The sequence below is a fragment of the Halolamina pelagica genome (assembly GCF_900115675.1).
Classification (GTDB): domain Archaea; phylum Halobacteriota; class Halobacteria; order Halobacteriales; family Haloferacaceae; genus Halolamina; species Halolamina pelagica.
This window is the reverse complement of record NZ_FOXI01000002.1, coordinates 360,770-373,194: the sequence shown is the minus strand read 5'-3', so window position 1 is coordinate 373,194 and position 12,425 is coordinate 360,770. Positions and strand designations below refer to the sequence as shown.

General features: G+C 71.0%; 9 protein-coding genes. 4 read left to right on the top strand and 5 right to left on the bottom strand.

Annotated elements, in window-relative coordinates:
• Positions 1-28: 28 nt before the first annotated feature.
• The gene (locus BMZ83_RS04535) at positions 29-1,231 is read left to right on the top strand and encodes a hypothetical protein (RefSeq protein ID WP_074876081.1); all 1,203 of its coding nucleotides are present in this window, start codon (positions 29-31) and stop codon (positions 1,229-1,231) included.
• A 12-nt stretch (positions 1,232-1,243) separates the two neighbouring features.
• On the opposite strand, the gene BMZ83_RS04530 is transcribed toward BMZ83_RS04535, so the two are convergent.
• The 5 genes from BMZ83_RS04530 to BMZ83_RS04515 form a co-directional block, all read right to left on the bottom strand.
• Positions 1,244-2,326, bottom strand: a complete 1,083-nt coding sequence (locus BMZ83_RS04530; protein ID WP_074876079.1) for an enolase-like domain-containing protein — start codon at positions 2,324-2,326, stop codon at positions 1,244-1,246.
• A 73-nt stretch (positions 2,327-2,399) separates the two neighbouring features.
• Positions 2,400-2,549, bottom strand: a complete 150-nt coding sequence (locus tag BMZ83_RS16750; protein ID WP_166623255.1) for a DUF7550 family protein — start codon at positions 2,547-2,549, stop codon at positions 2,400-2,402.
• A gap of 102 nt (positions 2,550-2,651) precedes the next feature.
• Positions 2,652-2,861, bottom strand: a complete 210-nt coding sequence (locus tag BMZ83_RS04525; protein WP_074876077.1) for a hypothetical protein — start codon at positions 2,859-2,861, stop codon at positions 2,652-2,654.
• 89 nt (positions 2,862-2,950) lie between these two features.
• Positions 2,951-5,221 carry an AAA family ATPase gene (locus BMZ83_RS04520; protein WP_074876075.1) on the bottom strand — a complete coding sequence of 757 codons (2,271 nt, stop codon included), beginning with the start codon at positions 5,219-5,221 and terminating at the stop codon, positions 2,951-2,953.
• 53 nt (positions 5,222-5,274) lie between these two features.
• Positions 5,275-8,130 (bottom strand): DEAD/DEAH box helicase, encoded by a 2,856-nt coding sequence (locus BMZ83_RS04515; protein WP_074876073.1) that lies wholly within the window; start codon positions 8,128-8,130, stop codon positions 5,275-5,277.
• Between the two features lie 108 nt (positions 8,131-8,238).
• Here BMZ83_RS04515 and BMZ83_RS04510 point away from each other — a divergent pair, with 108 nt between their 5' ends.
• The 3 genes from BMZ83_RS04510 (at position 8,239) to BMZ83_RS04500 (ending at position 12,339) form a co-directional block, all read left to right on the top strand.
• A complete protein-coding gene (locus tag BMZ83_RS04510; protein ID WP_074876071.1) occupies positions 8,239-9,504 on the top strand; it encodes a Zn-dependent hydrolase in 1,266 nt (421 codons plus the stop codon).
• Positions 9,505-9,684: 180 nt separating this feature from the next.
• On the top strand, positions 9,685-10,989 hold the full coding sequence (gene aroA, locus BMZ83_RS04505; protein WP_074876069.1) for a 3-phosphoshikimate 1-carboxyvinyltransferase: 1,305 nt from the start codon (positions 9,685-9,687) through the stop codon (positions 10,987-10,989).
• Positions 10,990-11,070: 81 nt separating this feature from the next.
• Positions 11,071-12,339 carry an alkaline phosphatase family protein gene (locus tag BMZ83_RS04500; RefSeq protein ID WP_166623254.1) on the top strand — a complete coding sequence of 423 codons (1,269 nt, stop codon included), beginning with the start codon at positions 11,071-11,073 and terminating at the stop codon, positions 12,337-12,339.
• The last annotated feature ends 86 nt before the right edge of the window (positions 12,340-12,425 follow it).

Here is a 12,425-nt window from a genome sequence, read left to right as displayed (position 1 = left end):
TTCCGTCGCGCCCAGTGACCCTCGTCCGATGCGTCGCGCCGTGTTCGCGTGCGTGCTGCTGGTTGTCGCTGGCTGCGGCGGCGTCGTCGCCCCGACGCCGGCGGACGGCGGCCCGGACGAGGTGGCCGTCGAGGGCGAGCTCCCCGTCGATCCGACGCCCGTCTTCGAGCGCGTGGTGAGCCTGCTCGACGAGCGCGCCGACCCGCCGACGGTGACCGTCGAGACGGCCGACGAGTCGTCGACGGGACCGGACCTGCCGCGGTTCTGGGTCGCGCTGGGCGTCACGCCACACTCCGCCGGTGATCCGACTGGGCCCCACGTCAGGACTCACGGCGCGACAGGGGTCGACGGCGAGTCGGTCACGGTCTACGAGTGGGTGCTCGACGAGGCCGGACTGACCGAGTCCACGCTAGCCCACGAGTTCGTCCACGTCGTCCAGTTCCAGCACGGCTGGGACGAGGCGGCGCTCCGTCGCCAGCCACGGATCGACGGCGACCTGAGCTACGACGGCGCGACGACGTACTTGCTCCTGCGGGAGGGGGCAGCGACCTACACCCAGACGGTCTACGAGCGTCGGTACCTCCGGGAGCGGCAGCCGGCGATGGCCCACCAGGCGGCGGCCTACGGGAACGCCTCGGCGTACGCGCGACTCCTGCTCGCACGCTACCACTACGGTGCCGAGTACGTCGCCGCCCGTGCGGACTCGCCTGCCGGCCTCGAAGCGCTCCACCACGATCCGCCGACGTCGACCGAACAGGTGCTCCACGGTTCGGACGACCCCGTCGCCGACCTCACGGTCCGAGTCGGCCCCACCAGCGGCTGGACCGAACGCGACCGCGACCGGCAGGGGGAACTGTTCCTACGGGTCGCGCTCCGGACCGAACTGAACCGCTCGGCGGCCGTCGACGCCGCCCACGGCTGGGGCGACGACCGACGGGTGACGTTCGTCCGCAACGGCGAGGTCGGGACGGCGTGGGTGCTCCGCTGGGACGACGCGGCCAACGCGACCGAGTTCGAGGCGGCGTTCGAGCGCTTCCTCGACGCGAAGGCGACGCGGAACGGGAGCGTCTGGTACCAGGACGCAGGGTCTGCAACCTACCGACTACAGCGGGTGACGAACCGGACCACCGTCGTTTACCTCGGGGAGCGGTCCTTCGTCCGAGCCGCGAACGCGAGGGGAGAGCGCGGCTCGGGCGTCGAGATCGTCGCGAAACACGAGTCCGCCGCGTAGCCGGCCCGCCTCTCAGAACCCGAACCCTTCGTGATCGCCGTGAGCGGGGACGGCGATGGGGCTCCGCGGGAGTTCCGGGGGCAGCGACGACTCGTTGTAGACGCTCGGCGCGAGGTCGTTCGGGCCGTCGGGGTAGAACAGCGCGGCGAGCTCCTGGGCCTGTCCGCGGCCGACCGAGAGTTCGAACTGGCCGCCGCCGTACAGGTTCACGCCGGCATCGACTGCCCACGCCAGCGTTCGGAACAGCGACTCGACGGTGCCGAAGCGGGAGGGTTTGACGTTGAGCCACGAAGGGTCCCAGGGCAGTGCACGCACGTCGTCGAGGCCGTGAATCGGACTGTCCCACGAGACGCGCCCCTCCTCGCCGTCGAACACCGGTCGGGTCCCGTCGGTCAGTCGGGGGTCCTCGACGACCGCGTCCGGGAAGCCGTCGACGATCCGGCGGTAGAACGCCGTGTCGGCGTCGTTGTCGACCTCGGTCCCCTCGTAGTGACCCTTCAGGTCGACGATCCGGACGGCGTCGCGGGCGCGCAGGTCGTCGATCAGGTCGTCGCTCCAGTCCGGCGTCGGATCGAGTTTGAATCCGATATCGGGGTTCCGGGCCCGGACTGCGTCGACGCGGTCGGCGCTCGGCGGGTCGCCCAGCCGGGTGCTGGCGACGAAGCGGACCGGCTGGTGTCGCCGGTCGAGCAGGGCGGGCAGGTTCGTCCCGTTCTGCCGGAGCGCCAGATCCAGCGCCGCGGACTCGACGGCCCACCGCCGGTAGTCCCGAGAGTCCTCCCGTTCGGGGCCCTCAGCGGGGAACAGCTCGGCGTCGTCGAGCGCCGCGGAGAACTCGCCGAACGTGAACGACCCGGTCGGGAGGGAGAACGCGCCGTCGTCGATCGCGGCCGCGAGCCGTTCGTGGTCCTCGGTGTCGTAGGTAACGTCCTCCCCGCGGCCCGTCGCGCCGTCGCCGCGGAGTTCGAAGACGGTCGTGACGCGGGTGAAGCCGGAGGAGGTGTCCTGCTCGAACTGCTCGTAGTCGACGCCTGCAACCGCCAGCGGGAGGTCGGCGATCGTACGGTACGCTGCCGGGGCGGAGCTGTCGGTCATCGTCGGGAGAAGCGGGCGCCGGGGGTTAACTCCGGCGGGAGAAGCGGCGATCGCGACGCCGAACCCGTCCGGTTCAGGCGAGGGTGAGCGCCACGCCGAACGTCAGCACGAGGCCGACGACCAGCACCGCGAAGCCGATACCGACCTGGCTGGTGGAGAACTCCTGCATCGGTGCGGTCACGCGCCCCTCGTCGTCGCTGTGATCGTCGCCGTGGTCGTCCATAGGGGTGACTGTGGCGGGCGTGCACTTTGGCCTATCGGAACCGTGGCGCTACGTCCGGAAGTCCCGGTGGCGGTTTCGCGGGCCGCCGACGAGTCACGGCCGCTATCGGTCCAAGTACCCCGAGTCCCAGACCAGCAGCATGCCGCCGACGGCGGCGAACATCCACGCGCTGAAGGAGAGCACGAACATGAACCAGCCGACGTTCGTCCGGCCAGTCACCAGCAGTAACACCGTCCCGACCGTCATCCCCGCCACCGTCAGCGCGACGGCGACGACGGCCGCGGTCGCGCGCCTGCTGAGGCCGAACACCATTACCGGAGCGTACGGCTGGAGTGGCATAAGCCACCCGGCACCGGGCCAGTCTCGGACACGGCGACGCCACCGAGTGGCTGTAACAGCGATCAGATGGAGGGTACGATCGCATCGAGCGCGCGCTCGAAGTGGTCGCCGGACAGCACGATCTCGTCGGCGTGCTCGTTGGCCTCGGCGCCGTCGTAGCGATCCGCCACGTCCTCGACCGCCAGCAGCGTCGCCTCGCGGACGACCGCCGCCACGTCCGCGCCCGTGTAGCCCGCCATCGCGGCCGCGATGGCGTCCAGATCCACGTCGTCCGCCAGGGGCTTGCCCGCCACGTGGACCGCCAGGATCTCTCGGCGGGCGTCCTCGCCCGGCGCGGGAACGTGGACGTGGGACTCGAACCGGCCTGGCCGCAGGAGGGCCGGATCGAGCGCCTCCTTCCGGTTGGTGGCTGCGAGCACCACGAGGTTGGGGTTGTCCGCGGCGCGATCGAGTTCGGTCAGCAGTTGTGAGACCACACGCTGGCCCACCTCTGAGTCGTTCCCCCCGTCGCGGGCCGTGGCGACGGCGTCGATCTCGTCGAAGAACACCACCGCGGGCGCCGCCTGTCTGGCGCGTTCGAACAGCTCCCGGACCGCCTTCTCGCTCTCGCCGACGTAGCGATCGAGCAGTTCCGGCCCGGCGACCTGGAGGAAGTTCACGCCGCTCTCGCCGGCGATGGCGCGTGCGAGCAGCGTCTTCCCGGTCCCCGGGGGCCCGTGGAGCAGGATGCCGGTCGGCGGCGACGCCTCGACGGCGTCGAACAACGGCCCGTAGGTCAGCGGCCATGTGACCGCCCGCTCGAGCGTCTCCCGTGCCTCGTCCAGTCCGCCCACGTCGTCGAAGTCGGCCGCCGGCGACTCGGCGACGTACTCCCGCATCGCGCTGGGTTCGACCGCCGCCATCGCCGACTCGAAGTCCGAACGGGTGACCGTGAGGTCGGCGGCGGCGATCGCCGTCTCGGGGTCCGCGTCGGCGGTCTCGGTTCCCTCTCGGCGCGCCCGCCGGAGCGCGGACATCGCCGCCTCCTTCGCGACCGAGGCGAGGTCCGCGCCGGTGAACCCGTGGGTCCGCTCCGCGAGCCGGTCGACGCGCACGTCGTCGGCGAGGGGCATGTTCCGGGTGTGCACGTCGAGGATCTCCCGTCGGCCGGTCTCGCCGGGGACGCCGATCTCGATCTCGCGGTCGAACCGCCCGCCGCGCCGGAGCGCGGGGTCGATCTCGTCGACGCGGTTGGTTGCGCCGATGACGACCACCTCCCCGCGGGCGTTCAGTCCGTCCATCAGCGAGAGCAGTTGGCCGACGACGCGGCTCTCCACGTCGCCGCCATCCTCGCGCTTGGGCGCGACGGAGTCGATCTCGTCGAAGAAGACGATCGCCGGCGCGTCGTCCTGTGCGGCCTCGAACACCTCCCGGACGCGCTCCTCGCTCTCGCCTTTGTACTTGCTCATGATCTCCGGACCGGAGATGGAGATGAACGTCGCGTCGACCTCGTTGGCGACGGCTTTCGCGATCAGGGTCTTCCCGGTGCCGGGCGGCCCGTGGAGCAGCACCCCCTTCGGCGGGTCGATCCCCAGCCGCGCGAACAGTTCGGGGTTCGAGAGGGGGAGTTCGACCGTCTCGCGAACCAGGTCCAGCTCCTCGTCGAGGCCGCCGATGTCCTCGTAGGCGACGCCGGTCGTCGTGTCGCCGGCACCGTCCACGTCGACGGCGCCGCCCTCGACCTCGACGCTCGTACCGCCAGGTTCCGTCTCGTCAGTATCCGACGACGACGCTTCCGCGGTCGATCCCGCGGACTGACCGATCTCGCCGAGGTGCCCCGACGTGTCGGCCTCGCCCTCGATCACCACCCGAACGGTCGTCTCCTCGGTGACCCGGATGCGGCCGTCGGGGTCGGTGTCGTCGACGGCGAACCCGATGTCTGAGAGGCGCTCGAGGTGGAGTCGGTCGCCGGGCGCGACGGGCCGGTTGCGAACGTCCTCGGCCACGAGGCGTTCGATGGAGTCGCGCTCCACGTCGACTTCGCCCAGCGCCGCCGGGGCGCGCAGGGTGACGCGTCTGGCCTCGGGGAGGTCGGCCGCGGCGACGCGGACGGTGTCGCCGACTTTCACGCCGGCGTTGGCGCGGCTGTCGGCGTCGATCCGGACCACGCCGTCGGGGACGTCGCCCCGCGCGGGCCAGAGCTTCGCGACGGTTTCGCGTTCGCCCTCGATCAGGACGGTGTCGCCCGAGAGCAGGCCCAACTGCTGTCTGGCGGCTTCCGGCAGCCGGGCGATACCCCGACCCGCGTCGCGCTTCTCGGCGGCGCGGACGGTGAGGCGGAGGGAGTCGGTCATGGCCGGGGGTGGGGTCGGGCGCCCCAAAGCGTTGCCGGACGAACGAGAAGCGATCACCAGAAGCTCTTGGTCCGCGCGTACTGGCGCTCCTGCTCGAGGATGTCCCGGTAGAAGTCGGCCTCGTCCTCGCGGAACTTCGAGATGATCCGCGCGGCCGTCTGCGGGCCGACGCCGCGGGCCGCGAGCGCCCGCACGGCCTTCAGCCCGTGTTCCTGCACGAGGTTCGCGGACCTGAACGCCTTCCGCGTCATGCGGTCCTGCTCGTCGTCCTTCTCGTCGGCGCGGGTCGCCTTCACCACCTCGTCGGCCCACGGGTTGAGCGCCGCGACCCGGGTGGAGCCACACTCGGGGCACTTGATCGGTTCGCGGATCTTCCCCACTTCCTGCCGGCGGTTCCAGTCCTTGCAGTGGACACAGAACAGCAGCACGCGGTCGCCCTCCAGCCGGTCCCGGACGGTCTGGATCACGCTGGCGTCGGCGTCGTCCGGGACGAGGAACTCGCCGCCCGCGGAGCGCCCGCCGGCGCCGATGGGCGTGCGCTCGCGGGCGGTCGTCAGTTCCACGTCGCCGTCCGCGGACTGGATCGCGTCGAGCAGGTCCTTCGTCGCCGTGACGGCGAGGTCCTCGTGGAACACCTGCCGGAGCGCTTCCTCGTAGACGGGCGTGTCCTCGAGCGCGGCGAGCAGCCGGTCGGCGCCGAAGCGCCCCTGGCCCTGGTAGCGCTTGAGCGCGCCGAACTTGGCGGCGACGTGGCTGAGCGTGAACTTCAGCGCGTCCGAGTTCTTGAGCGCGAGTTCGAGGATCGCCTCGACGTGGTCGGGGTCGGTCTCCCGCAGCACCTCGTCGAACGCAGCCAGGCCGACGCCGCCCGGGACCTCGAACTCGATCCGGTAGGGGTCGACCTCCATCCCGACCGAGGAGCCCGTTCGCTGCCCGACGAGCGCCGAGCAGAGCTTCCCCAGCGTCTCGTTCACCTGGTGGCCGTACGGGCTGTTGAGCACGACCGTCCGCCCCTGTGACTCCAGCACCAGCCGCTCCGCCGTCGGCACGGGCGCGCCAGCCTCGACCTGCCGTTCGACCGGTTCGAGCGCGGTCTCGGCCGTCGCGGCGTCGACGGGGTAGCGGTTCGTGAAGTCGGCGCCGACGGCCGACGGGTCGGCGCCGGTCTCGAACTGCCGGGCAGCTACCTCGCGCTGCTCGCCGACCTCGTTCGCGACGGCCGCGGGGACGGGGATCTCGGAGCCGACCCACGTCGGCACCTCGCCGCCGGGGTCCTGCACGGGCGAGACTTCGACCCGCTCCTCCTCGTCGTCGACGCGGTCGACGCGCCACATCTCGCCGCGCTGGACGAACACCGAGCCCGGCTCCGCGAAGTTGACGACGAACCGCTCGTCGAGCGTCCCGATCCCGCGCCGGGAGGAGACGTCGTACACCTCGTACTTCTCCTCGTCGGGGATCATCGAGAGGTTCGCGTAGTAGTACTGCCACGTCCCGCCCGAACTCTCGATGCGGTCGTGGTCCTCCTCCAGCCAGAGCAGGCGGTTCGAGGAGAGTTCCCGGACGACCTCGCGGAACGTCGCCTCGGGCAGGTCCCGGAACGGGTAGGCGCGTTTGATCCGCTCGTAGGCTTCGCGGGCGTCGATATCGCCGTGGTCCATCAACAGGCCGACGATCTGGTTCGCGAGCACGTCGAGGCTCCCCTCGTGGATGCCGGCGGGTTCGACCTCGCCGGCCGCGGCTCGGCGGGCGATCGCCATCGCCTCGCTGGCGTCGTCGGCGTCGGAGACGACGACGGTGCCGTTCGAGACCTGATCCCGGCGGTGCCCCGCGCGGCCGACGCGCTGGAGCAGGCGTGCGACCTCGCGGGGCGAGCCGTACTGCACGACGTGGTCGACGCGGCCGACGTCGATCCCCAGTTCCATCGACGACGTGCAGACGAGGCCGTCGACCTCGCCGGCCTTGAACGCCTCCTCGACCTCGATGCGGGCGTCCTTCGAGAGCGACCCGTGGTGGATCCCGATCGGCGCGTCGAGGCTCTTGAACCGCGATCCCAGCGCCTCCGCGGTCTGCCGGGTGTTGACGAACACGAGCGTCGACTCGTTCTCGGCGACCACGTCCCGGATGAACCGGACGTGGCTGGCGATCTCCGGCTCGGTCGCGAGCTCGCCCGCGAGTCGGCGGTCCGAGTCGGTGATCTCCGGCCGGACCACGTCGAGGTCGATCTTCGAGCCGGCGTCGACTTCGACGATCCGATAGTCCCGCCGGGTTCGGCGCTCGTCCTGGACGGCGCCGGTGAGGAACTTCGCGACCTCGTCGGGGTCGCCGACGGTCGCCGAGAGCCCGATCCGCTGGAACGGCCCCGAGAGCTCCTGGACGCGCTCCATCGCGATCGTCAGCTGGGCGCCGCGCTTGGAGGCCGCGAGCTCGTGGACCTCGTCGACGATCAGGTGCTCGACGTCCGAGAGCGCCTTCCGGAGTTTCTCGCCGGTCAGCATCGCCTGCACCGTCTCGGGCGTGGTGATCAGCACGTCCGGCGGGTCGTCGGCCTGCTTGCTGCGCTGGTAGTCGGTGGTGTCGCCGTGGCGCACGTCGACCTCGAGGTCCAGCGTCTCGCCCCACCACTCCAGCCGTTCGAGCATGTCGCGGTTCAGCGCGCGGAGGGGCGTGATGTACAGCGCCGAAATGCCGTGGCGCTCCTCGGCGGCCGCGATCCGGTCGAGCACCGGGAGCATCGCGGTCTCGGTCTTGCCAGTCCCGGTGGGCGCGATCACCAGTGCGTTCTCGCCCGCCGCGAGCGGGGGGATCGCCCGTCGCTGTGGCTCGGTCGGCGTCGAGAACCCCCGTTCGGAGAGGGCCTCCCGAACCGCCGGTCCGAGGTGGGTGAACGCGTCAGCTCCGGCGTTCTGCATCTATCGGACGGAGACGGTCGTCGGGGTTAAGCACCACGACTCCGGGGGTGTCCTCGCCGGCTGCCCCGAAGGGTACACGTAAGGGCGTCGGCGCCGCCACGGTCAAGTATGCACGTCGACGCCGACCGCCTCCGGGCGGACATCGAGGCCAACGCCGAGCACGGGGAGATCGAGGTGGAGGAAGGACGCGGCCGGACCGTTCTCACCGGAACCGACGCCAACCGGGCCGCCCGCGAAAGGCTCGTCGAGCGGATGGAGGACGCGGGGCTGGACGTGACCGTCGACGCGGTGGGGAACATCGCCGGGAGATGGGTCCCCGAATCGGCGGACCCCGGCGCCGCACCCGTCGCCGCCGGGAGCCACGTGGACTCGGTTCCCGAGGGCGGGATCTTCGACGGCCCGCTCGGCGTCTACGCCGCGCTGGAGGCGGTTCGCGCGATGCAGGACGCCTGCGTCGAGCCGGCGCGGCCGCTGGTCGTCGTCTCCTTCACCGAGGAGGAGGGCCAGCGCTTCGCCGACGGGCTGCTCGGCTCCTCGGTCGCCGTCGGCGAGCGAACCGTGGACGAGGCGCTCGGGATCGAGGACGACGGGGGGATCAGCCTCGAAGAGTCGCTTTCGCGGATCGGCTTCCAGGGCGAGGGCCGACTCGACGCCAGCGAGTGGGCGGCGTGGTACGAACTCCACGTCGAACAGCACACCCAACTGGAGCGCGAGAACGTCCCGGTCGGGGTGGTAACCACGATCACCGGGATCACCCACTGCGAGGCGGAGATCGTCGGCGAGGCGAACCACGCCGGTGCGACGCCGATGGACGAGCGCACCGACGCGCTCGCGGCCGCATCGGAGGTGGTGTTAGACGTGGAGGCCGCGGCCAACGAGGTCGTCGCCGAGGAGAGCGAGACCGCAGTCGGCACTGTCGGCTCGCTCTCGGTCTCCCCGAACGCGACCAACGTCGTCCCCGGGACGGTCGAGATGGGCGTCGACATCCGGGACGTGGAGTACCAGTCGATGCAGACCATCGTCGACGCCACGCGATCGAGCCTCGCCGTCGTCGAAGCCGACCGCGGCGTGGAGACCTCGTTCTCCCGGCCGTTCGACCTCGAACCGACGCCGATGTCCGAGTCGCTTCGGGGGGCTGCCCACCGCGCGGGGGAGGAGGCCGGGATCCGGACGATGGACCTGCACTCCGGTGCCGCCCACGACACGATGCACCTCGCCGACGTGACGGAGGCCGCGCTGCTCTTCGCGCCATCGGAGGACGGCATCAGCCACAACCCGCGGGAGTGGACGGACTGGGAGGACTGCGCGAACGCGACCCGCGTGATGGCCGGGGCGATGGCCGACGTGGCAGGCGCTGACGCCGCTGGGGAGTAGCCCCGCCGCAGCGCTGGCGTCCCCGTACGAACAGGTGGCCGAAATCCTCGTGAGACGGCTGGCCACACACTCGCGAACCGTCTCACGGCAGCAGTCAGGTCACGGAGATGGTGGCCCCGTCACCGTACTTCAAAAACGGGCTCCGGTGGACTCATCTCCCCGGCAGTCTGACAGGGGTGCATGAAGAAACACGTCTCACAGTCGAGTGTCGACGGACGCTGTCGCGCACCGCCGTCGAAGAGCTACACGCACCGGGCAATTCTCGCGGCAGGGTACGCCGACGGGGCGACGGTCGAGGACCCGCTCGTCAGCGCCGACACGAAGGCGACGATGCGCGCCGTTTCGGCGTTCGGCGGTCACGTCGATCGTTCCGCGCTCGATGCCGGCGTCCTCGAAGTCGACGGCTTCGACGGCCGGCCCGAGACGCCGGACGACGTGATCAACTGCGAGAACTCCGGAACGACGACGCGACTCGTCACCGCGGCGGCGGCGCTGGGGGAGGACCTCTCGGTCCTCACCGGCGACGACTCCCTGCGCTCGCGGCCCCACGGGCCGCTCCTGGACGCCGTCGAGTCACTCGGCGCACGAGCCGAGAGCACCCGCCGGAACGGGCAGGCGCCGCTGGTCATCGGCGACTCACTCTCGGGGGGAACCGTCTCGATGCCCGGCGACGTGTCCTCGCAGTTCGTGACGGCGCTCCTGATGGCCGGTGCGGTCACGGAGGCGGGGATCGAGATCGATCTCGAGACCGAACTCAAGTCGGCACCGTACGTCGACATCACCGTCGAAGTGCTCGACGCGTTCGGCGTCGACGCCGAGCGCACCGACTCGGGGTGCCGCGTCGCGGGCGGCCAGTCGTACTCGCCCGACGGCGGCAGCTACGCGGTCCCCAGCGACTTCTCCTCGATCTCCTACCTCGCGGCCGCGGGCGCCGTCGCGTCAGACGCGGGAAGCGATGGCGTCGTCGTCGACGGTGCCCACCCCAGCGCACAGGGTGACACCGCCATCGTCGACGTGCTCGACCGCATGGGCGCCGAAATCGACTGGGACCGCGACGCCGGCGAACTCCGCGCCGCGGGCGGCGACCTCTCCGGGGTCGAAGTCGACGTGGGCGACACGCCCGACCTCCTGCCCACGATCGCCGCGGTCGGCGCCGTCGCCGAGGGAGACACCCGGATCGTGAACTGCGAGCACGTCCGGCTGAAGGAGACCGATCGCGTGACCGCGATGGCCGAGGAACTCGGAAAACTCGGCGCTGACGTGACCGAGGAGCGGGACACGCTCACGGTCCACGGCGGCGACTCCTCGCTCGTCGGCGCCGAGGTCGACGGCCGCGGCGACCACCGGATCGCGATGGCGCTCGCCGTCGCCGGGCTCGTCGCCGACGGGACGACGACGATCGCCGGCGCCGAGCACGTCGACGTCTCCTTCCCCGACTTCTGGACCGTCCTCGACGAACTCGGCGCGAACGTTACCGACGCCTGAGGGGTCTCGGCGCTCCCGCGGCGCCCGCTCGCGGTCCGGTCGTGTCGGTAGCTCTTTCTCCGTCGATCCGCGAGTCAGATCGTGACCGAACTCGCCCCCGACCTCCGTGCGGCGTACGAGGAGTCCGGCTACGTCCTCCCGGCGTACCGGGACCGCTGTTTCGCCGACGCCCCCGCGAGCGCGCTCTCGCTGCTCTCCGACTCGTTCCCGCAGAACCTCCCTGACGAGGCGTTCACGGGACTGCTCGACGGCGGGATCGAGAACGTCGTGCTCCTGGTCGTCGACGGCTTCGGCCTCGACCAGTGGGCCCGCCTGCGCGAGGAGCTCCGACTGCTCGACGCGTTCGAGACCGACGGCACCGTCACCCCGCTCACTTCCACCTACCCCTCCGAGACCGCGGCCGCGATCACGACGCTACACACGGGGCTCCTCCCGGCCGAACACGGCCTGCTCGGCTGGCACCAGTACCTCGACTCGATCGGCGAGTCGATCCAGACGCTCCCGTACCTCCTCGAGGACGGCACGCCCGTGCAGGACGAGTACCCGCTGGCGAACCCCCGCGAACTGTTCGACGGCGACACCATCTACGGCGACGCCGAGGCCGCCGGCGTCGACACCCACGTCACCCAGCCCGAGCACATCGCCGGTTCGATCTCCTCCGAGCTCACGACGGCCGGCGCGGAGACGCACGCCTACTGGAACGTCGCCGAGATGGCCGTCACGCTCCGAGATATCGTCGCCGACGGCGATGACCCGACACACGTGACGGCGTACGTGCCCAACGTCGACACGATCTCGCACGTGACCGGGACCGACACTGACCGCTACGACGCGCAGGTCAGGATGATCACGGCGGCGATCCGGACGGGTTTCCTCGAGGACCTCGACGCCGAGACGGCCGCGGAGACCGCCCTGCTCGTGACGGCGGATCACGGCCACACGAACGTCGGCGAGGAAGTTCCGGTCGACCTCTCGGTCTCGGAAGTGCAGGACTGTCTTGCGCGGGGCGCCGACGGCGAGCCGATCCCACCCGTCGGCGGCCCACGGAACGTCCAGTTCCACGTCGCCGACGGTCGCGTCGCCGACCTCCGTGACTACCTCGACCGCGTGGCCGGCGACGACGTGCTGACCTTCTCCGAAGCGGAGTACCGCGAGCGTGGGCTCTTCGGGAGCAATCACGCAGATCCGGGGGAGACGTTCGACCGCCGCGCGCCCGACCTGCTGGCGGTCCACCGCGAGTCGACGATGTGGCACGAGGCGGACGACAAGATCGGCGTCCACGGCGGGATGACGCCCGAGGAGATGTTCGTCCCCTTCGCCGCCGCTCGCGCGAGCGACCTGCAGGACTGACTGGTCCTGACTACACCGCCTGCTCGCCGGCGTCGACGCCGCGGCGACCGGCCGCTTCTGCAACGACTATAAGCCCGGCTCTCTAC